This is a genomic window from Gemmatimonadales bacterium (genome assembly GCA_041390145.1).
Lineage (GTDB): Bacteria > Gemmatimonadota > Gemmatimonadetes > Gemmatimonadales > GWC2-71-9 > SPDF01.
Genome location: JAWKQM010000011.1, coordinates 88,481 through 108,577 on the forward strand (window position 1 = coordinate 88,481; position 20,097 = coordinate 108,577).

General features: G+C 67.6%; 19 protein-coding genes. 12 read left to right on the forward strand and 7 right to left on the reverse strand.

Going from position 1 to position 20,097, the window contains the following annotated elements:
* Positions 1–39 precede the first annotated feature (39 nt).
* From R2910_10785 to R2910_10825, 9 genes are all read left to right on the forward strand, one after another.
* Complete coding sequence (locus R2910_10785; GenBank protein MEZ4413458.1) at positions 40–927, forward strand: NAD(P)-dependent oxidoreductase; 888 nt, start codon at positions 40–42, stop codon at positions 925–927.
* Entirely contained in the window at positions 924–1,724 is an 801-nt protein-coding gene (locus tag R2910_10790) for a TrmH family RNA methyltransferase (protein MEZ4413459.1), read from the forward strand. Before R2910_10785 ends, R2910_10790 begins: the two co-directional genes overlap by 4 nt.
* 203 nt (positions 1,725–1,927) lie before the next feature.
* Positions 1,928–2,413 carry a DUF3788 family protein gene (locus tag R2910_10795; GenBank protein ID MEZ4413460.1) on the forward strand — a complete coding sequence of 162 codons (486 nt, stop codon included), beginning with the start codon at positions 1,928–1,930 and terminating at the stop codon, positions 2,411–2,413.
* Positions 2,414–2,595: 182 nt separating this feature from the next.
* The gene (locus R2910_10800; GenBank protein MEZ4413461.1) at positions 2,596–3,189 is read left to right on the forward strand and encodes a cytochrome c3 family protein; all 594 of its coding nucleotides are present in this window, start codon (positions 2,596–2,598) and stop codon (positions 3,187–3,189) included.
* A gap of 26 nt (positions 3,190–3,215) precedes the next feature.
* Positions 3,216–6,227 carry a 4Fe-4S dicluster domain-containing protein gene (locus tag R2910_10805; GenBank protein MEZ4413462.1) on the forward strand — a complete coding sequence of 1,004 codons (3,012 nt, stop codon included), beginning with the start codon at positions 3,216–3,218 and terminating at the stop codon, positions 6,225–6,227.
* A gap of 2 nt (positions 6,228–6,229) precedes the next feature.
* On the forward strand, positions 6,230–7,564 hold the full coding sequence (gene nrfD / locus R2910_10810) for an NrfD/PsrC family molybdoenzyme membrane anchor subunit (protein ID MEZ4413463.1): 1,335 nt from the start codon (positions 6,230–6,232) through the stop codon (positions 7,562–7,564).
* On the forward strand, positions 7,564–8,073 hold the full coding sequence (locus tag R2910_10815; GenBank protein MEZ4413464.1) for a DUF3341 domain-containing protein: 510 nt from the start codon (positions 7,564–7,566) through the stop codon (positions 8,071–8,073). Before nrfD ends, R2910_10815 begins: the two co-directional genes overlap by 1 nt.
* Complete coding sequence (locus R2910_10820; protein MEZ4413465.1) at positions 8,063–8,641, forward strand: cytochrome c; 579 nt, start codon at positions 8,063–8,065, stop codon at positions 8,639–8,641. The genes R2910_10815 and R2910_10820 overlap by 11 nt, the downstream gene beginning before the upstream one ends.
* A complete protein-coding gene (locus R2910_10825; GenBank protein MEZ4413466.1) occupies positions 8,641–9,987 on the forward strand; it encodes a hypothetical protein in 1,347 nt (448 codons plus the stop codon). Before R2910_10820 ends, R2910_10825 begins: the two co-directional genes overlap by 1 nt.
* Before the next feature lie 131 nt (positions 9,988–10,118).
* On the opposite strand, the gene R2910_10830 is transcribed toward R2910_10825, so the two are convergent.
* From R2910_10830 to R2910_10840, 3 genes are all read right to left on the reverse strand, one after another.
* On the reverse strand, positions 10,119–11,147 hold the full coding sequence (locus R2910_10830) for an anti-sigma factor (protein MEZ4413467.1): 1,029 nt from the start codon (positions 11,145–11,147) through the stop codon (positions 10,119–10,121).
* Positions 11,131–11,652, reverse strand: coding sequence for a sigma-70 family RNA polymerase sigma factor (locus R2910_10835; protein ID MEZ4413468.1), 522 nt, complete (start codon positions 11,650–11,652; stop codon positions 11,131–11,133). Before R2910_10835 ends, R2910_10830 begins: the two co-directional genes overlap by 17 nt.
* A gap of 119 nt (positions 11,653–11,771) precedes the next feature.
* Positions 11,772–12,512, reverse strand: coding sequence for a hypothetical protein (locus R2910_10840; GenBank protein ID MEZ4413469.1), 741 nt, complete (start codon positions 12,510–12,512; stop codon positions 11,772–11,774).
* A gap of 191 nt (positions 12,513–12,703) precedes the next feature.
* Here R2910_10840 and R2910_10845 point away from each other — a divergent pair, with 191 nt between their 5' ends.
* Positions 12,704–13,177 (forward strand): plastocyanin/azurin family copper-binding protein, encoded by a 474-nt coding sequence (locus R2910_10845; protein ID MEZ4413470.1) that lies wholly within the window; start codon positions 12,704–12,706, stop codon positions 13,175–13,177.
* Positions 13,178–13,280: 103 nt separating this feature from the next.
* Here the strand turns inward: R2910_10845 and R2910_10850 are convergent, their stop codons facing one another.
* From R2910_10850 to R2910_10865, 4 genes are all read right to left on the reverse strand, one after another.
* Positions 13,281–14,102, reverse strand: a complete 822-nt coding sequence (locus tag R2910_10850; protein MEZ4413471.1) for a phosphatase PAP2 family protein — start codon at positions 14,100–14,102, stop codon at positions 13,281–13,283.
* Positions 14,102–15,070 (reverse strand): NAD(P)-dependent oxidoreductase, encoded by a 969-nt coding sequence (locus tag R2910_10855; protein MEZ4413472.1) that lies wholly within the window; start codon positions 15,068–15,070, stop codon positions 14,102–14,104. The genes R2910_10850 and R2910_10855 overlap by 1 nt, the downstream gene beginning before the upstream one ends.
* Positions 15,067–16,098: a hypothetical protein gene (locus R2910_10860; GenBank protein MEZ4413473.1), complete on the reverse strand. Its 1,032-nt coding sequence runs from the start codon at positions 16,096–16,098 to the stop codon at positions 15,067–15,069. Before R2910_10860 ends, R2910_10855 begins: the two co-directional genes overlap by 4 nt.
* Before the next feature lie 110 nt (positions 16,099–16,208).
* On the reverse strand, positions 16,209–17,417 hold the full coding sequence (locus R2910_10865; GenBank protein MEZ4413474.1) for a pyridoxal phosphate-dependent aminotransferase family protein: 1,209 nt from the start codon (positions 17,415–17,417) through the stop codon (positions 16,209–16,211).
* A 263-nt stretch (positions 17,418–17,680) separates the two neighbouring features.
* Here R2910_10865 and R2910_10870 point away from each other — a divergent pair, with 263 nt between their 5' ends.
* Both R2910_10870 and R2910_10875 read left to right on the forward strand, forming a co-directional pair.
* A complete protein-coding gene (locus R2910_10870) occupies positions 17,681–19,672 on the forward strand; it encodes a M6 family metalloprotease domain-containing protein (protein MEZ4413475.1) in 1,992 nt (663 codons plus the stop codon).
* Positions 19,669–20,073: a hypothetical protein gene (locus tag R2910_10875; GenBank protein ID MEZ4413476.1), complete on the forward strand. Its 405-nt coding sequence runs from the start codon at positions 19,669–19,671 to the stop codon at positions 20,071–20,073. Before R2910_10870 ends, R2910_10875 begins: the two co-directional genes overlap by 4 nt.
* Positions 20,074–20,097 lie beyond the last annotated feature (24 nt).

Here is a 20,097-nt window from a genome sequence, read left to right on the forward strand (position 1 = left end):
TGGTCGCGGCCCTATTCACTCCAACGTCGGACACTCTCGATGCGCATCGCTTTTCTCGGACTCGGCGCCATCGGCACGCCGATGGCCGTCCACATCGCCAAAGCCCACGAACTCACCGTCTGGAACCGGACCGGCACAAAGGCCACCGCGTTCGCCGGCGCCCACTCCTGTGCGGTGGCCGCGACCCCGCGCGAGGCGGTGGCCGGTGCCGAGGTGGTGATCACCTGCCTCTCCACCTCCGCCGACGTCGAGGGGCTGCTCGACGGCCCCGACGGGATGCTCGCGGGGATTGGGAAGGGGGCGCTCTTTCTCGACTGCACCTCCGGCGATCCTGACACCACCCGAAAGATCGGGGCGCGGCTCGCATCGGTCGGGGTCGAGTTTGCCGATGCTCCCGTGAGCGGCGGCACCAACGGCGCCGAGGCGGGCACACTGACGGTCATGGTGGGGGGGAGCGACGCGATTTTCCAGCGCGCCCGTCCGGTCCTGGAGTGTTTTGGTCGCCGGGTCGAGCACATGGGGCCGCTCGGTGCGGGGGACGCCATGAAGGCGGTCAACAACGCACTGCTGGCGGTCAACCTCTTTGCGGTTGGCGAGGGTCTGACCGCCCTGGTGAAGAGCGGCATCTCCGCCCAGAAGGCGGTGGAGGTCCTCAACGCCTCGAGCGGGCGGAGTTTTGTAAGTGAATACCTGGTCCCGGAGCGGGTGCTGACCCGCCTCTTTCCGGTCACCTTCCGGCTGGCGTTGCTCGACAAGGACGCACGCATCGGCGCCGAGTTCCTTGAGGGGCAGGGGGTCGCCGGTCCGGTGCTCCACCTGACGTCGGAATTGCTCGCTCAGGCGCGGGCCGCCCTCGGCGAAGAGGCCGACTACCTGGCGCCGATCCAGCTGATCGAGCGAGAGGCAGGGGTGGAGTTGCGCGGGTGACCGAGCCTTCCGCACAGAACCCGGGGGGCGCGCCGATCCTGGTGCTCGTCGCGCCGCAGGACATCGTCAACATCGCGAGCGCTGTCCGGCTGGCCAAGAACTTCGGCATCACCGGCATCCGCCTGGTGAACCCGGAGGTGTTCGATCCGTGGCGAATCGAGGGGATCGCCCACAACACCGCTGATCTCGTCGCCCGCATCGAGACCTTTTCCTCGCTCTCCGACGCCCTGGCCGACACCGTCTACAGCGTGGCGCTGACCGCGCGCGGGCGCGCGGCGAAGCGGACCGTGCTGGAACCGCGCGAGGCGGCCACCGAACTGGTGGCGAGCGCGGAGGCGGGGCCGGTGGCGATGGTCTTCGGCCGCGAAGACAAGGGGCTCAGCAACGACGAACTGGATTTCTGCCGTGCCCTGGTGTCCATCCCCACCAGCGCCGAGTACACCTCGATGAACCTGGCGCAGGCCATCGGGGTGATGAGTTACGAGACGTGGCGGGTCCGGATCGGTGCCGACATTACGACCAAACCGCCCCGGCGACGGGCGGCCCCCGCCGCGGCCGACCAGATCGAGTGGCTCTTCACCGACTGGACGCGCGCCCTCTGGGCCATCGACTTCTTCAAGACCCGCCGCCACGACCACGTGATGCGCTCGTTCCGGGAGATCATTTTCCGGGCGGGGCTCGACGGGCGGGAGGCGTCGCTGCTGCGGGCGATGGGCATCGAGGTGCGCCGCTTTCTGGAACGTGCGGGTGTGGCACCGGCCGGCGAGCCGCCCGAGGCCAACGCCGGCGAACCGTGATACGGGGCCGCCGTACCACGGTTCTGGCTCGCTGAACCGGGCACGGCCGTCCACAGTCGCAATGCTCGCGGACGCGCCGGGGCGAGTTGGTAGGGGAGACGATGGCGCCGGGGGAGGTACGCACACCTCAGCGCTTCCCTCCGTCACGGGCTCCCCCGTAGATTTCCGGATCCTCGTTTCCTTTTCCTGGTGCGGAGCCATCCTTGAGCCGATCGACGTCGTATTGGAAGGGCAATCGGTATCCTGACTCTGCGGCGGAACCGGAGCCGAAAGCGCCGATCAAGGACCTGCCGGCCCCGGCCGCTGCGCGGTTCAAGCTGGTGCGCGAGGGCCTCCGGGCGATCCCCGGTGTGGTCGAGCACGTGAAATTCCTCGGGCCCCAGTGGCGCTGGGCGTGGGAATACACCCTCGGGAACCGAAAGCTCTGCTGGATGCATGTGATGCAGGACGGGGTGAGCGCCACCTTCACCATTTCCGATGGGGAAGAGCGGAAAGCGAGCGAATCGCGCCTGCCGGCCGCCGTGGCGCAGGCCATCACCGAGGCCCAACGCACCGGGCCGGTCCGCTGGTGCTGGCTGGCGTTCTCCGATCAGCGCCTGGCAACAGCCTTTCTCAGCTTCGCCAAGAAGAAGGCGGAGTGGATGCGCGCGGAGGCGCCGCCGGGTTCGCTCCGCCGGGCGGCTGGGTGAGCCTGACAATCCCGAATACATTTATCGGACATTATTGCACGGCATAGGGTTGTGATTCGCCCTAGTGGGCATATAATACGGCCTGCGCGGGGCAAGGCGATTCTCTTTGCTGGACTTGCGACCTCGTGAATTGTTTCACAAACGGCAGTTCCGGTCTCCCTCCAGGATCATGGTGACGGCTCATGCGTAAGCTGGCCTCGGTGTTCGGCGGAACGCTGCTCTTGACGCTGGCTGTGGCGTTTCTCGCCCGAGATGCCGCGGCTACGAGGCAGGCAGCGCCGGCCGTCAACGACTCGCTCATTGCCCCGAACCTGACGCCCGCGGACTCGGCTGCGCTGAAGGGTCCGCGCCAGCCGATCTTCTTCCGGCACGACATTCACGCCGGGCAGTACAAGATCAATTGCCAATACTGCCACTACTCGGTCTCGGTGTCCTCGGAGCCGGGCATCCCGAGCATGGGCACCTGCATGAACTGCCACCTGGTCATCGGCGGCACCGATTCCACGGCCAAGGTGGAGATTGCCAAGGTCCGGGAGTCCTACAACACCAGCACGCCGGTCGAGTGGAACCGGGTCTACTTCCTGGCCCGGCATGCCCACTTTCCCCACATGCGGCACATCAACGCGATGGGTCCGAACGCCTGCGCCACGTGCCACGGCGACGTGACGCGCACGCCCCAGGTGTTCAAGGTGAACAACGTGAACAACATGGGCTTCTGCATCAACTGTCACCTGGAGCGGAACGTGTCGCGCGACTGTTCCGTCTGCCACTACTAGCGACTGCCAGGCCTCGAGGCGCAGCAATGGACGAGACGCAAGACACCGGGATGGACCGACGGCGCTTCCTGACCGTGCTCGGCGTGACCGGGGCGGGCACGGCGGCGTTGACCGGGTGCTCCACGGACCGGGTGCAGAAACTGATTCCGTACCTGGTGCAGTCCGAGGACCAGGTGCCCGGCATCCCCACCTTCTACGCCAGCACCTGCACCGAGTGCGCCGCCGGGTGCGGGTTGCATGTGAAGACCCGCGAGGCCCGCGCGATCAAGCTGGAGGGCAACCCCGCGCACCCGGTCAACGCCGGGAAGCTCTGCGCCCGGGGCCAGGCGGGGTTGCAGTCACTCTACAATCCGAACCGCGTCCGGGGACCCCAGAGGCGGCAAGCCGACGGCGGCGCGTCCGACATCCCGTGGACCGACGCGGTGGCCGAGTTCGCCGCCAAGGCGAGCGCGGCGGGCGGCAAGGTGGCCGTCATCTCCGGGGCGGGGCGGGGGACGTTTTCCGATCTCCTCGCCGAGTGGACCGCGGCGCTCGGCGGCAAGGTGGTGCGCTACCAGCCCTTCGACCATGAGCCGATGCGGGCGGCCAACCGCCAGGTGTTCGGCGTCGATACGCTCCCGGCATACGACTTCGCCAGCGCGCGGTTCATCCTCTCGTTCGGGGCGGACTTCCTGGAGACCTGGCTGGCGCCGGTCGAGAACCAGCGCGGCTTCGCCGCCTCGCACGGCTATCACGACGGCACGATGTCCCGCCACGTGGCGCTCGCCCCGCGGATGTCCCTGACCGGGATGAACGCCGACGAGTGGTTTGCCATCGTGCCGGGCGCCGAGGCGACGATCGCGCTCTCCATGGCGCAGGTGATCCTGGCGGAGCGGAGCAGCGCGCCGTCCGACGCGATGGGATTGCGCGGGATGCTCGCCGCGTACGCTCCCGAGCAGGTGGCCCAGCAGACCGGCCTCACGGCGGAGCAGATTCAACTCCTGGCCCGCGAGTTCGTGTCGGCCGAGCCGAGCCTGGCGGTGGCTGGCGGCATCGGCAGCCAGCACGCCGGCGCCGCGCAGGTCTGCGCCGCGGTCAACATCCTCAACTACGTGGCCGGCAATGTCGGCCAGACGGTTCGGTTCGGCGCCGATCTCGAGTCGGGCGACGGCTACGCCGCCCTTGCCGCGCTGCAGAAGGAGATGGAGGCGGGGCAGATCGCGGTGCTGCTGGTCCACGACGCGAACCCGGTCTACGCGCTGCCGAAGAGCTCCGGTTTCGCGGCCGCCATGGCCAAGGTGCCGTACAAGGTCTCGACCGCGCTGGTGCTCGATGAAACGGCCGCGATGTGCGACCTCATCCTGCCGCAGTCGCACGCACTCGAGCGCTGGGACGACCTCCGCCCCCGCGCCGGGATCCAGTCGCTGATGCAGCCCGTCATGGAGCCGGTGTTCGACACGCTGCCGGCGGGCGAAGTGCTCCTGCGCGTGGCCAAGGCGGCGAGCGGGCCGCTCGCCGGTTTCCAGGCCGCGTCCTGGGACGAATACCTGAAGGGGCAGTGGCAGGCGGTGGCCCGGAGCCGCGGGGTCGTTGATTTCCCCGGCTGGTGGGTGAACACGCTGGCACAGGGCGGGCTCTACGACACCGCGCCGGCACCGACGGCGGTGCGCCTGGCGTCCGGGGCGCAGCAGGTGGCGGGCGCCTCGCCCTCGTTCACCGGCGAAGGGGATTTCCTCTTTGCGCCGTCCGCCTCCCCGATGCTCTACGACGGCCGTGGCGCCGACAAGCCGTGGCTGCTGGAGAACCCCGACCCGGTCACCAAGATCACCTGGCAGTCCTGGGTGGAAATCCATCCCGAGACGGCTGCCGAGCTCGACATTCGCGAAGGCGAGATCGTCCGCCTGGTGTCGGCGTCGGGCAGCATCGAGGCGCCGGCGTACCTCTACCCCGGTGTGCGTCGTGACGTGGTCTCGGCCCCGCTGGGCTACGGACACACCAATTTCGGCGAGTACGCCACCGGCCGGGGCGTCAACGCGCTCGACCTGCTGGCGGCGCCGGGCGACGCGCCCTTCGTGCCCTACGTCTCCGCCCGCGTCGCGCTGGAAAAGACCAATCGCTACCAGAAGGTGGCCAAGACGGAAGGCAACAACCGGCAGCTTGGCCGCGGCATCGCCGAGGCGATGCCGCTGGCGGCGGCGGCGAAGGGGCTGACTCCGGAAGAGGCGCATCACGAGGCGGCGGGGGGCGGGGCCCACGAGATCAACACGCCGCGCGAGCTCGATGCGATCGCCGGGTTCGCGGCGGCCCAGAAGGCAGCCACCCTCAAGGGCAATTATGTCGGTGACCATCCGCAGTGGGGGATGACCATCGACCTGTCCAAGTGCACCGGCTGTTCGGCGTGCGTCACCGCCTGCTACGCGGAGAACAACATCCCGACCGTGGGTGAGTCGGAGGTGCTGCGCGGCCGCGAGATGAGCTGGATGCGCATCGAACGGTACTACCAGGGGGGCGCCGAGGGGGAGCCGCTCGAGACGCGGTTCGTCCCGATGCTCTGCCAGCACTGCGCCAACGCGCCGTGCGAGCCGGTCTGCCCGGTGTACGCGGCCTACCACACGCCGGACGGCCTCAACGGCCAGGTCTACAACCGCTGCGTCGGCACCCGCTACTGCAGCAACAACTGTCCCTTCAAGGTGCGGTACTTCAACTGGTTTGCCTACAACAAGAAGGCGTTCCCGGAGCCGCTCAACCTGCAGCTCAACCCCGACGTGACAGTTCGCGCCCGGGGCGTGATGGAAAAGTGCACCTTCTGCGTGCAGCGGATTCGCGGCGCCCAGAACGCCGCCGCGCTGGACAAGCGCGCCCTCCGCGACGGCGACGTGACCAGCGCCTGCGCACAGGCCTGCCCGTCGGACGCCATCATCTTTGGCGACCGGATGGATCCGGCCAGCCGGGTGGCGCTGAGCGCGGCCGACCCGCGCGGGTACCACGTCTTTGAGGAGACCAACGTGCGGCCGTCCATCACCTATCTGGCCAAGGTCCTCAACGGGGTGGAGGCGTAACGATGTCGCACACGTATACGCCGACCCAGACCCACGCCGAGGTCACGCGCGACGTGGTGGCCACGCTTGGCACGCCGAGCCGCGGCTACGTCATGATGCTGGCCGGCGCGGTGGGCCTCTTCCTCGTCGGTTTGTTCACCTTTGTCATGCTCCTCAAGGACGGGCTCGGGCTGGCGGGGTATAGCCCCCCGGTCATGTGGTCCACCTACATCACCACCTTCGTGTTCTGGGTGGGCATCGGGCACGCCGGCACGCTGATTTCCGCCATCCTCTTCCTCTTCCGCTCGCAGTGGCGGACGGCGGTGTACCGCGCCACGGAAGCGATGACGGTGTTCGCGGTCATGACGGCGGGCCTCTTCCCGATCATCCACATCGGCCGGCAGTGGATCTTCTACTGGCTGCTCCCGTACCCGAACCAGCGCTACCTCTGGCCCAACTTCAAGTCGCCGCTGCTCTGGGACGTCTTCGCCATTTCCACCTACCTGACGGTCTCCACGACCTTCCTGATCGTCGGGCTGGTGCCCGACATCGCGGCGGTGCGCGACCAGGTGTCCGGCTGGCGCAAGAAGCTGTACAGCGCCTGCTCGCTCGGCTGGACCGGCAGTGACAACCAGTGGCGGCACTACACCCGCGGGTACCTCTACCTGGCCGCCCTGGCCACGCCGCTGGTGCTCTCGGTGCACTCCGTGGTGTCCTGGGACTTCGCCATGTCGATCATCCCGGGCTGGCACGGGACGATCTTCGCGCCGTACTTCGTGGCCGGCGCCATCTACTCCGGCATCGGCATGGTGTTCACCCTGCTGATTCCGCTCCGGAAGATGCTCCGCGTGGAGCACATGATCGTCGACTACCACTTCGACAACCTGGCCAAGCTCACGCTCTTCGTCGGCTCGATCCTGTTCTACGCCTACGCGATGGAATATTTCGTGGCGTGGTACAGCGGCAGCCCGTTCGAACAGGTCACCTTCTGGCGCCGGGCGTTCGGACCGATGTGGTGGGGTGGGTGGACCATGATCATCTGCAACGCCTTCGTGTCGCAGTTGCTCTGGTTCAAGAAGATCCGGACCAACCTGACGGCGCTCTTCGTCATCTCGATCTTCATCAACATCGGCATGTGGTTCGAGCGGTACGTCATCATCGTCTCGTCGCTCAGCAACGACTACGAGCCGTGGGCGTGGGGCCAGCTGAACCCGACCTGGGCCGACTGGGGCATCCTGGCCGGCTCGTTCGGCTGGTTCGGGATGTACTTCCTGCTCTTCGCCCGCACCTTCCCGATCGTGGCGATCCAGGAAATCAAGGAAACGATTCCGTTCCCCCGGAAGCGGGGAGGCCACTGATGGCGACCATGACGCCGGGCGTCCTCGCCAGCTTCATCCACGTCGACGCCGCGACCGATGCGATCCGCGCCCTGCAGGCGCAGGGGCACAAGGACCTGACCGTGTATACGCCGGCCCCCAACCACGAGATCGAGGAAGTGCTCGATCACCCGGTGAGCCCGGTGCGCCTGTTCACGCTGATCGGTGGCGCGACGGGCTGTGCGGCCGGTTTCGCGATGACCTTCTGGATGTCCAACAACTGGCCCCTGCTGGTCGGCGGCAAGCCAATCGCCACGGTGCCCCCGTATGTCGTGCTCGGGTTCGAGCTGATGATCCTCCTCGGCGCCCTCAGCACCGTGGCCGGCGTCATCATCATGTCGGCGGTGAACGCCCGCAAGCGGATTCCCTACAGCGAGAAGTTTTCCGATGACCAGATCGGCGTGTTCGTGCCCTGCCGCGCCGAGCAGGCCGCGGCGGTCGAGTCCCTGCTCAAGCGCGCCGGTTCGGTGGAGGTGACGCATGCGTCGTAGCGCGCATCCGGCCTTCGCGCTGGTGCTCCTGGCCACGGTCACCGCCGGCTGCAGCAGCTGGTACAACGACGTGCCCTCGCCCGACAATCTCCTGGCGCAGGTGCCGTGGTTCGACCACATGATCGCGTCACGCGCCGTCTGGCCCTACTCCCGTATCGGCATCCCGCGGAACACCCCCCCCGGCACGGTGCCGATCACCGGGGGCGAGGTGGACTGGTCGGCGGAATGGGCCGTCGCCAACACCACGACCGCCGACAAGCTCGTGAACCCGACCGACGGGGTGCCCACCGCCCGCGGCGACACCCTCTTCCACACCTTCTGCACCGTCTGTCACGGTGTGGCCGGCGCGGGGGATGGCCCAGTCGGCCCCAAGGTGGCCGCACCATCCCTCCTGACGCCGCGGGCCATCGGGTACAGCGATGGCTACATCTACAGCATCATCCGGTATGGCCGTGGCATCATGGGCAAGTACGGCGACAAGATCACCGAGCAGGATGATCGCTGGCAGGTCGTCAATTACGTGCGTCAGCTGCAGGCCGCGGCGGTCCAGCCGGCGGGAGGTCAGTGATGAGCGACGCCAAGCTTCGCGTTCACCTTTCCGGGTCCGCCCTCGGCGGCCGGTTCCAGCTCCTCGTCCTCGGCGGCGGGATCCTCGCGCTCGCCGGCGCCGCGCTCTTCGCCATGTCGCTCACCGGCGGCCAGGCGGATCGGGCCTGGCAGCTCTTCCATGTGAACTGGCTCTACTTCACCGGCCTCGCCGGCGGATCGGTGGCCGTCGCGGCGGTGCACAAGATCGTCAAGGCCCGGTGGTCCGGCGTCGTGCTGCGGTTTGCCGAGGCGGCGGTGGCCTTCTTCCCGATCTCGCTTCTCGGGTTGGTGCTGATCTTCACCGTCGGCTATGACCACATCTACGGGCCGATGCAGGAGCAGCTGCACTCGATGGCCCACGGGAAGGCGCTCTGGCTGTCGAAGCCGTGGATGTTCGGCCGGCTCCTGGTGGGACTCTCCGCGCTCTATTATCTCGGGTGGCAGCTGATCCGCGCCGACCTCCTGCCCGACGTCGCCGACACGCTCGACCAGGCCGACGGCGCGCGCCGGGCCCGCTACGATCGGATGCTGGCCGGCTTCGACAACAGCGAGGCGGGGCGCGCCGCCAACGAGGCGCGCCTGGCGCGCCTGGCGCCGCTCTTCGCCGCCACCTACTCCCTGGTCTTCACCCTGGTGGCCTTCGACGGCATCATGGCGCTCCAGCCGCACTGGTTTTCCAACCTGCTCGGCGGCTTCTACTTCATGGGCTCGTTCCTCGGCGCCCACATGCTGCTGGCCATCATGGTCATGTACGCCGGCACCCAGACCGGCGTCTGGAGCCTGATTTCGCCGAAGCAGCGGCACGACCTCGGAAAGCTCTGCTTCGGGTTGACCGTGTTCTGGGCCTACCTCATGTTCGCCCAGTTCCTCGTCATCTGGTACGGCAACCTCCCCGAGGAGACCGGCTTCGTCTTTGCGCGACTCTGGGGCTCCTGGCTCCCGATCGGCCGCGCGGTGTTCCTTGGGATGTTCATCATTCCCTTCATCGGCCTCCTCGGCGTGGCGCCGAAGAAGTTCCCCGGCACGATGGCTCTTTTCGCCACCGTCTCCCTGGTGGCGCTCTGGCTGGAGCGGTACCTGATGGTGATGCCGTCGGTGACCGAGCTCGACGGCCCGACCTTCGGCCTTCCGGAGCTTGGCCCGACGCTGCTGATGGCGGGGCTCTTCTTCCTGACCTATGGTCTCTTTGCCCGCCGCTTCCCGATGGTGTCGCCGCGACTGGCGGAAATCACCGTCTCGGCCGAACGCCATCACGCGACCGAAGATCATTACGACCATGACGAATCCGCGAAGGACTTCCTGCCTTCGCCCGAGGCAGGGCAGTAGGGCAGGAAGGCAGCGGAGTAGTCGAAAGAAAACGGAGGGCTCCCAATCGGGAGCCCTCCGTTTCTATCTTCGCCCTGCCGCCCTGCCGCCCTGCCGCCCTGCCGCCTTACTTCACCCTCAACATGAACGCCTTACTTCACCCTCAACATGAACGCCTTCAGGGAGTCCGATGGGGCGCTGCCGAAGATGGCGAGGGTTCGCGGGGCGCTCCTGGCGGGGGCTGCTGGCGTGGAGCCGTCCAGCGGCAGCGGCGGCGAGGCGATCTCCATGTCCTGCAACTCGGCGCTGGCGCTCTGACCGGATTGCTGGGACAGGAGCGCGGCCACCTCGGGGGCGGGGCCCTCGACGGTGCTGATCACCTCGCCGTTGGCGAGGAGCTGCGTGACCAGCGTGATCGGCCGGCCTCCCTGCGGGGCCTGCTGCTGCTTCACCTGGACGACGGGGACCCCCTCCACCCTCGGGACCCAATCGTCGCGCTCGGACTGGTCGTTGGCAAAGGAGACCGTCCGCCAGACGCCCGTCAGCACCGGCTCCTTGTCCGCCGAGGTGCCGCCGAGTGACGACAGCGACGTGCCCGGGGGCCGTGGCGGGTCGATCTGCGCCACGGGGAGGGCTTCGGGCTGGGCCGGTGATGCGGCGGGGGGCGAGGGCGGGGAGGTTCGACGACGCGGGGTGGCTTCGGTGCGGGTTGCGAGCGCCTCCGGTGCGGGCGACTCCACTTCCATGGAGTTGCCGGCCGGTGTCACGGTGGTGACGGGATTGCCCTGGGCCGGGGGGACGATGTTCGAGGCGATCGGGTCGGCCGGGACGCCCGACTCGAACCAATGGTTCATCCCCCAGCCGAGTCCGAGCGCGGCCACCACGCTGGCAGCCCAGGCGGCGTTGTGCAGTCGCCGGCTCCGGAGCGAAGGCGCCTGGTGGAAGGTGGGGGAGAGTTCGGCGTACGGCCGTGGCCGGATCCGGCGGGGGGCCGCGGTGACCAGGAGGGCCGTGGTGCGGTCGCGGAGGGCGGCAATCGCGTCGCGTTCGGCCCGGCAGCCTGGGCAACCGGCAAGATGGTGCTCGATCTCCACGCACTGCGACCGGCTCAGCGCCTGGTCCAGGTATGCGTGCAGTTCGTCTTCGGGAATGTGGCGCAGGGGTTCAGGAGTGCGCGGCATGGTTCCGTTTCCGTTCGACTTCCATACGGTCATGGGCTTCGATGAGGCGCTTTCGGGCACGGGCCAGCGTGGTCCCGACGGCGCCGACGGCAAGTCCTGATTGTTCGGCAATTTCCGGATAGCTGAGGCCGGCGTCCCAGAGGAGGAGGACGTCCCGGTCGCGCTGGGAAAGTTCCGCCAGGGCCTCCCGGACCTTTTCCATCTTCTCATCGTGCTCGACGTTCTCTTCCCCCTCCGGCTCGACCTGGTGCCGCTGCGTCGGCTCGTTGGTCAGCAGCGTCAGGTGCTTCCTCCGCCGGATGGCCGACCGGGCCTCGTCGCGCGCCAGGTTGGCCGCCACGGCAAAGACCCACGCCCGCGGCTTCTCCGGCCGATGCCGCATGGCCCGGACGAACACCTCCTGTGCCAGGTCCTCCGCCCGGTCGGCGTCCCACACCTTGCGGTACAGGAACCGCACCACCGCGGCGTAGGTCGTCAGGTAGAGGGTTTCGAGTTCGTCGCGCACGCAGGGCCTTTGGGACTGGGAAGTACGGCTGCACGTCCATCTCAAATATGGTACTCTCGGGCCGAAATGCCATCTGGGTAGGAGACGCTTGTGGGGGGCGCCGGTGCACACCGCCCCGTCTATTTCTTGAACACGCAGCCCGGATGGAAGAGGTCGCCCCCCTCCGGCCAGGTGCTGCAGAGGTCGGGCTTGGCAGGGCGGCCGTCTTCGCGGAGCCGCCCGTGGAGGGTGCAGGCCACGCCGTCCTCGCCGAGGTAGCCGCAGGCTGAGATCATCTCGGATTCGATCGAGTCCTCCTCGTCGCGGTCGGTCTTGCAGAGGTACGGGGACTGTCTCGCCCTGACCAGCGCCTCGAGGCGGGTCTCCTCACGGGTGCACATGATCTCGACCTGCAGGTCCCTGCAGCAGGCCGCGCCCCGCGTGTGCTCGGCGGTCTTGCACGGGGCGCCCAGGCATGGGTTTGTCCCCAGGACAGGAAGCCCTGCCTTGACGTCCACCGCCGGACGGGCCACGAGGCGCCGCTGGTCCACGAGCCGGAACCGGTTGCCGCCCAGCTGTCTCGGTTGGTCGGGGCGCCGGGGGCGGGCAGGGGCTGGGCCGGCAAACCCATGGGCCCGGCACTTGGCCCGACCGTCGCCCTCCTTGAAGTGCTTGCAGGGCACGTGCAACCTGGTGTCGACCAGCAACTCCCCCTTCCGGACATACAGGCGGCCGAAGTCCATCCGGTCGGTGTGGCCCAGGAGCCAGGTGGCCTCGTGGTCGAGCGACTCGGGTCCGTCTTCCAGCTGGCCGATCCGGAGGGTGACATCGAGGTACCGGCACTGACGGCCGAGCGACTTGCAGGGGGGCGGTGTGGGCATGGGGGTCCGGATTGAGTGATCGCCGATGGTTCAGCCGAGAATGATAGCCGCACCGGGGGAGACTCGCGTGGCGGGGGGGGCGTCGGTTATCTTTGCGCCTTCGTTCACAAGGGGATCCGCACTTGTGCACGTGGGCCGGGCGGAGATGTGCGGGCGGGACAATTCATCAGCTCTTCGGAGGTTTGGCAGCGATGCAGAAGATCAGCTTGGTTGCAGGTTTGGCCATTTTGGTGGCCGCGTGTGGTGGCGAGAACAAGGCCCCGGAGCAGGCGCCAGCGGCGACCCCGGCGGCCGAAGCGGCGCCCGCGGCGGCTCCCGCCCCGACTGGCACCACCTATGACGTCAACATGGAATTCGATGGCACGACCTATCACTTCGTGCCGAGCACCTTGACCATCAAGCCCGGCGACGTCGTGAACTTCCATAACGTCAGCGGTGGCCCGCACAACGTCGCCTTCTGGGCTGACAGCATCCCGGCCGGCGCGGCGGCGGTGCTCGGCGCGAACATGCCCGACCAGATGCAGCCCCTCTCGGGCACCATGCTTGTCGTGCCGGACGCGGTCTACACGATCTCGTTCGCCGGCGCACCCGAGGGCGACTACAAGTTCTACTGCCTGCCGCACCTCGCGATGGGGATGAAGGGGATGATCACCGTCGAAGACTGAGTCTTCGCCAAGGCTTCACGGCGGTCACCACGAGGGGCAACCAGTGACTGGTTGCCCCTCGTTGTATGCAGTCTGAAATTGAACTTCGGCCCCGCTGCCCCGCCTATTCCTTGTACTTACCCCCCGCCCACCACGCCACCATGCCCACCGCGATGCCCGTCAGGGCATCAACGCCGTAATGCATCTGGCAATACACCACCGAGACAATGAGCAGGAGCGCCGGGACGAGCATGGCGAGGCCGAGCCGCCGGTCGCCGCGCCACGCCCCGGAAGTCGCCGCGATGGTGGCAGCCACATGTGACGACGGGAACGCCGCGCCGTAGGAACTCCCCGAGGCGAGCATCGCGTACACCAATCGGGCCGGCCCGTTGTCCAGGAACCAGGCGTCGGGCCGCGGGAACTCGTAGTACGGACCGACCACCGGCCAGGTCAGGAAGACGAGGTAGCAGGCGAGCAGCGTCAGGATGACCACGTACATCGAGCGTCGAAGCGAGAACCAGTCCCGTCGCAGCGCGAAATAGGCGACGGGCAGGAGCAGAAGGAGATAGTAGCTCCAATAGGAGGCGTGCAGGATGGTCGAGGCGATGGTGCTCGGAAAGTGGTCCCGCCAGAGGGTCTGGCTCACCTGCTCGCCGAAGATGGCCAGCTCCCACCCCTGCACCGTGGCGTCGTGGATGGTGATGCCGCCGGCGTTCAGGATGTCGATTTCGCTGTAGAAGAGAATCAGGAGGATGACGGGGTAGACCTCCCGGACCACCCGGCCCACCGGTCCAAGCCCGGGGCGGGTCACCAGCAGGATCAGCACCACGACCAGGGCGTGGGCCCCCAGCAGCCACCAGCAGCCGGGGCTCTCCGGTGCCCGGGCCAGGGCCAGGGCGGAGACGATCGCGACGTACCCGAGAATCACCTTGTCCAGTGTGCGCATCAGATCCATTTCTCCGTGCGATACCACGCCATGGTCTCCGCGAGCCCCTTGGCGATATCGGTGCCGGGCTGCCATCCGGTGTCGGCCATCAACTCGGCCGGGCTTCCAGTCCATGCCGCCTCGAAGAACTCATCCGCCTTCTCGGAGGAGAGGACGCTCGCCGTGCCGGTCAGCTTGGCGGCGCCGCCGATGGCGGCCAGCAGCCCACGACCGATCACTTCGGGCACCGAAAGCACCAGGACATCCCGACCCACGGCCGTGCCGATCTGTCGTGCAAAGGCCCCGGAGGTAAATACCTCGGGATGGCAGGGCAGGTAGGTCTTGCCAATGGTGTTGGCGCTGGTGCCCGCCGCGATCAGCGCCTCGGCGAGGTCGGGGCCGAAAATGGCGGACAGTTCCTGGTCGCCCTTCCCGAACACCGGCGCGATTCCCCACTTGGCCATCTTGAACAGCTTGAGCACCTCGACATCGCGCGGCCCATACACCATCGGTGGCCGGAGGATGACCCAGGGCAGGGGGCCGGACCGCACGACCGCCTCACCGGCCAGCTTGCTGCGGCCGTAGGCGGTGACCGGCCGGGGCGGTTCGCCGCCGACGAGCGGGACTCCGCGGGCGGCGGGGCCCGCGGCGGCCATGCTGGAGACGAGGACGAAGCGAGGGGAGCCGGACTCCCGGGCGGCGGCGAGGAGGTTGGCGGTGCCGTCGCGGTTGGCTTGAAGGAACTCGGCGTCGTTGCGTGCCGCCACGACCCCCGCCACGTGATAGATGACATCCACTCCCGCGGCGGCCTCGCGCAGGGCGTCGAGGGCGTTGAGGTCGCCACGAACGAGCCGGACGCCGCGGTCGGCCAGCCCGGCGGCCTTGGCCGGGGTGCGGACCAGCGCGGTGACCTCGTCGCCGCGTTTCAGGAGTGAGTCGATGAGATGACTGCCGACGAAGCCGGTGCCGCCGGTGACGAGCGCCTTCACAGCGGTCGGTCGTACATCCGGAGCGTCTGGTACACCGTGAAACCCATCTTGGAGAGCCCCAGGTTCATGGCGGGATTGTCTTCGAGAATCCAGCCGCCTTCGCCCCAGTAGATGCCGTGCTCCGCCGCCTTGGTCCAGACGGCGTGATAGAGCACCGAGTCGAGCCCGCGCCCGCGGAACTCCGGCACGACGCCGAGGAGCGGAATCCGGCAGCGCCGGAGTTTTTCCGTCTTGAGCGCCCAGAGCAGCCGGAGGACGACCATCGGCGTGAGGCGACCCTGCCGGTTGCTGCGGAAGATGACGTTGAAGTCGGGGATGGCCAGCGAAAATCCGACGGGCACCCCGTCCTTCTCCGCAAAGGTGATGAGATCGGGCACGATGACCGGCTTGAACTGCTTGGCCAGGTGATCGATTTCGTGGTCGGTCATCGGGACAAAGCCCCAGTTCTTTTCCCAGGACCGGTTGTAGAGCACCTTGATCAGCTCGATCTCTTCATGGAACCGCTTCATGTTGATGGGTCGCAGCGTGACGCCCATCCGGCTCTGCATGATGCTCACCGCCCGGGTCAGCCGCTCGTGCACCGGCTTGTAGGCGCGGAAGGTGAGGTCGCCGCCCTGGTAGATCAGCAGGTCCTTGGCCTTCTCGAACCCGGCGTGCTCCACCAGTTGCACGTAATAGGGCGGATTGTGCGGCATCATGATGGTGGGCGGCGTGTCGAAGCCGTCCACCTTGAGGCCGCACTCTTCGTTGACGGAGAAGGAGGCGGGCCCCCGCATCGTGTCGAACCCGCGGGCCCGGAGCCAGGCGGCGGCGGCGTCGAAGAGGGCGTCGGCGATGGCCTGGTCGTTCTCGCACTCGAAGAAGCCGAAGAAGCCGACCTTGTCGAGGTGGATCTCGTTGTGGAGCGTGTTGCTCTGGGCGGTGATGCGTCCGACCACGGCCCCTGCCCGCCTGGCGAGGAAGTATTCCGCTTCACCGTGTTCAAAATAGGGGTTCTTGGTGCGGTCGAGGAGGGTGCGGACATCCATGCGGAGCGGCGGAACCCAGTTTGGGTCCGCCGCGTGCAGCCGGTAGGGCAGGGCAACAAAGGCGTTGAGGTCGGCGCCGGTGCGGACGGGCGTGACCTGGAGGGCTCCGTTCAGATGACGCCGAGCTCGCGACCGATCTTCGCGAAGGCCTCGAGCGCGAAGTCGATCTGATCAAAGGTATGGGTGGCCATGAGGCTGGTCCGTAGCCGGCACTGGGCCGGCGGAACGGCCGGCGGGGCCACCGGATTGGTGAAGACGCCGGCGTCGAAGAGCTTCCGCCAGAAGAGAAACGTCGTGTCGAGCGGGCCGATGAGCACCGGCACGATCGGGGTCTCCGTCGGCCCGATGTCGAAGCCGAGGTGGCGGAAGCCGTCCTGCAGGCGCCGGGTGTTGGCCCAGAGCGCTTCGCGCCGCTCCGGCTCCTGCTGCATCACCTGGAGGGCGGCGAGCACCCCGGCGGTGTTGGCGGGCGGGAGCGAGGCGGTGAAGATGAGCGGCCGGCAGTGGTGGCGCAGGTACTCGATGACGTTGCTCTTGGCGGCGACGAACCCGCCGATGGAGGCCAGCGACTTGGAGAAGGTGCCGGCGATGATGTCGACTTCGTCGGACATGCCGAAGTGGGCGGCGGTGCCGTTGCCGTTGGGGCCGAGGACACCGAGGGAGTGGGCGTCGTCGATGGCGAGCGCGGCGCCGTGCTTCCGCGCCAGCGCGGACAGTCCGGCCACGTCGGCGATATCGCCTTCCATGGAGTAGACGCCGTCGACGATGATCATCATCCCGCGGCCGGCGGCGGCGTCGGGGGCCATCTTGCGGTCGAGCTGGGCCAGATTGCCGTGGTTGAAGCGGCTGGTGGTCCCGTAGGACATCTTGGCGCCGTCGACAATGGAGGCGTGGTCGAGCTTGTCGAGGTAGACGACGTCGTCCTTGCCGACGAGGGCGGAAATCAGGCCGAGGTTCGCGTTATAGCCGGTCGAGAAGACGAGACAGTCCTCCTTGCCGACAAACTCGGCGAGGGCGGCCTCGAGTTGCTGATGCAGGTCGAGGGTGCCGTTCAGGAAGCGGCTGCCGGTGCACCCGGACCCGTAGCGGTGCAGGGCCCGGGAGGCGGCCTCGAGCACTTTCGGGTGGTGCGTCAGGCCGAGATAGTTGTTCGACCCGAGCATGATCCGCTTTTCGCCTTCGATGACCACCACGGTGTCTTCCGACTCCGAAATGGGCTTGAAGTACGGATAGAGCCCGGCCGCCTTGATCTCGTCGACCTTGGTGAAATCACGGCACTTGTCGAACAGCGCAACGTGCGGAAGGGTCTGAGTGGCCACGAAACCTCGGGCGGGCTGAATGGTCCGGAGGGATGCCCCCCATCGCTATGTAACAGAACGGTTTAAACTACAAAATTGGGGGGCAGGGCACAAGCGCAAGGGGGGCGGACCCCTCCCCCACGTCCATCCTGTGCTCCCGGGCTCCCTTCGTTCGTCCCCTCGCGTGACATGGCGACAAGGCACCCGGCCCGATTGAATGCTGGAGCCCTCTCGGCTACATTTGCCGGCCACCCCCCAACGGACCTGATTCCGGAGTAATTCCTTTGAAGTCTTTCAACCTGGCCCCGGCAATGTTCGGAGCCCTCGGCCTGTTGCTGCTGGCTGCCCCGCCGGCCGAGGCCCAGTATCCCCGGGCCCGTCCCGGGCAGTTTGAGGTCCGTGGGCTCGATTTCCGCGCCGGCGGCGCCTGGCGCAAGCAGACGGCCAGCATCCGGGCCGCGCGCCAGCAGCTGATCGCCGCTGGGAACATGGCGCTCCTGAACTCCGCGATGCCTGGCCGGTCGGCCACGGTGGTCACCGGCAGCTTCAAGGTTCCGGTGGTCCCGATCCGGTTCTCCAATACCGATACCACCACGCTCTTTGCGACGACGGAGTACCAGGACCTGTTCTTCTCGCCGGCACCGGTCGGCCGTCCCTATAGCGTCAAGACCTACTACGAGCAACTCTCCAACGGCAACATCACGATGTCGGGGCGGGTATTCCCATGGACGCGAGCTGACTCCAGCGCCGCGTACTACGAGAACAACTGCAACGGCGTCGGGGTGAACAATCCCTGTTCCGACGGCGGCGTCCGGTTCGGCACCATGCTGCTTGGCGCGCTTGCCAAGGTGTCCAGCGGCGCCGATTCGCTCACCGTCTGGAGCGACTACGACAACGACGGTCCCGACGGCATCCCCAACTCGGGCGACGACGACGGATACGTGGACTTCGTCACATTCCTGCAGCCGGAAATCGACGGCGCCTGCGGCACGGTACACATCTGGGCGCACCGCTTTGTGATCGAAGGGTGGAACGGCGGGTCGCCCTACGTGACCAAGACGCCCAGCGCGAGCGGCGGTTTCATCAAGGTCTCCGATTACACCATGCAGAGCGGCCAGGGTGGCAACGGCGCCTGCACGCCCGGGGAGATCATGCCGATCGGCACCGTGGCGCACGAGACTGGCCATGCCTTCGGCCTGCCCGACCTCTACGACACGCAGGGCGGCACCCAGGGCATCGGCGAATTCGGCCTGATGGGCTCCGGCAACTATGCCCGTGCCTACAGCCCCTCGCGCATGGAGGGGTGGTCACTGCTTGAGCTCGGCTGGGTCAAGGCGGACACCCTGTCCACCTCCGGCACCATCACCCTGGATCCGGTCGCCACCTCGGACACCGTCCGTATCCTGCCGACCCAGACCGTGGGCGAGTACTTCATCCTGGAAAACCGGGCGGCCGTCGAGAGCGATTCGGCGCAGATGAATCCGGCTTACTCCCGGGCCAAGTCGCCGGGACTCTACGTCTGGCACATCGACCAGAGCCGGATCGACGCCGGCGCGTTTAACAACACGATCAACACCGGAGCCATCCAGGGGGTGGCGCTCCTGCAGGCCGACGGGCTGAACGACCTCCTCAACGGGGTCAACCGCGGCGACCGCGGCGATGCCTACCCCGGATCGACCAGCAAGACCGCCATCGACGGGACGACCTTTCCGGGGCTCCGGACCAACGCCGGCAAGGTGGTGGCGGGGCGGATCGACTCGATCCGCATCGGTGGCGGGCAGGCCGTGCTCTTCCGGTTCCGCTATGAGAAGCTCCTGCAGGTGACCAAGTTCGGCACCGGCACCGGGAACATTCTCTCCACCGAGCCCGGCAGCCTGGCCAACGGAGTGGGCGTCGCCCCGGGCACGGTCGTCACGCTGACCGCCGTTCCCACGCCGAATCACCGGTTCGTGGGCTGGACCGGCGACACGACCACCACCGATTCGGTGCTGAGCGTCACGATGGACCGCAACTGGTCGCTGAAGGCACAGTTCAGCTACACGGCGGTCTTCACGACGGAAGCGGCGGCCAACGACCTCCTTGGTTCCCCGACGCTCTCCGTCGCGCAGCGCACCCTCCTCGACCAGGACGGGAACAACAACGGCGTCTACGACCTCGGCGATTTCCTCCACTGGGTCACCATTTCCGGCCAGGGCGTCTCGCCCGCACTGCTGGCCAAGTTGCTTGCCGCGGCAGGCCCGACCACGGCGCAGACGCCGAAGGGAGTGACCCCATGAACTCGACCCTGATCCGGGGAACCGCCCTCCTGGCCGTTCTCGTCGCCACCGCCGGTTGCGGCGGCAGCAGCGACAACACGCCGACCGGTCCGGTGGCCGGTCCCCTGCGGGTGGTCCTCACCAGCCCCAACACCGACGACGGCGCCGTGATGTTCCAGGTGACCGGCGTGGTGGACTCCGTCGTGGCACCGGCCGGGCTGACGCTCTTCCAGAGCGCGCCGGGTCCCAACGTCATCCGCGCCATCGTCACCGGCGACCTGGGCTCGGGAAGCAACCTCCTGACGCTCTACGTCGCGGACGTGGGCAAGGCGTCGTCGATCACCACCCAGTTGCTGCAGGTGGCCGCCCGGGGCACCTACGCGCAGCGTACCGGCGCCTACAGCCTGCAGGTTCAGAAGTAGCCCCACCCGCTTGACGCCGCCCGG

Excerpts from the sequence above, each read along its gene's own strand:
- R2910_10825 (MEZ4413466.1), top strand. The coding sequence starts at position 8,641 with ATGAGCGACGCCAAGCTTCGCGTTCACCTTTCCGGGTCCGCCCTCGGC.
- nrfD (MEZ4413463.1), top strand. The coding sequence starts at position 6,230 with ATGTCGCACACGTATACGCCGACCCAGACCCACGCCGAGGTCACGCGC.
- R2910_10840 (MEZ4413469.1), bottom strand. The coding sequence starts at position 12,512 with ATGCCCACACCGCCCCCCTGCAAGTCGCTCGGCCGTCAGTGCCGGTAC.
- R2910_10820 (MEZ4413465.1), top strand. The coding sequence starts at position 8,063 with ATGCGTCGTAGCGCGCATCCGGCCTTCGCGCTGGTGCTCCTGGCCACG.
- R2910_10875 (MEZ4413476.1), top strand. The coding sequence starts at position 19,669 with ATGAACTCGACCCTGATCCGGGGAACCGCCCTCCTGGCCGTTCTCGTC.
- R2910_10785 (MEZ4413458.1), top strand. The coding sequence starts at position 40 with ATGCGCATCGCTTTTCTCGGACTCGGCGCCATCGGCACGCCGATGGCC.
- R2910_10845 (MEZ4413470.1), top strand. The coding sequence starts at position 12,704 with ATGCAGAAGATCAGCTTGGTTGCAGGTTTGGCCATTTTGGTGGCCGCG.
- R2910_10800 (MEZ4413461.1), top strand. The coding sequence starts at position 2,596 with ATGCGTAAGCTGGCCTCGGTGTTCGGCGGAACGCTGCTCTTGACGCTG.
- R2910_10860 (MEZ4413473.1), bottom strand. The coding sequence starts at position 16,098 with ATGGATGTCCGCACCCTCCTCGACCGCACCAAGAACCCCTATTTTGAA.
- R2910_10850 (MEZ4413471.1), bottom strand. The coding sequence starts at position 14,102 with ATGCGCACACTGGACAAGGTGATTCTCGGGTACGTCGCGATCGTCTCC.
- R2910_10830 (MEZ4413467.1), bottom strand. The coding sequence starts at position 11,147 with ATGCCGCGCACTCCTGAACCCCTGCGCCACATTCCCGAAGACGAACTG.
- R2910_10805 (MEZ4413462.1), top strand. The coding sequence starts at position 3,216 with ATGGACGAGACGCAAGACACCGGGATGGACCGACGGCGCTTCCTGACC.
- R2910_10815 (MEZ4413464.1), top strand. The coding sequence starts at position 7,564 with ATGGCGACCATGACGCCGGGCGTCCTCGCCAGCTTCATCCACGTCGAC.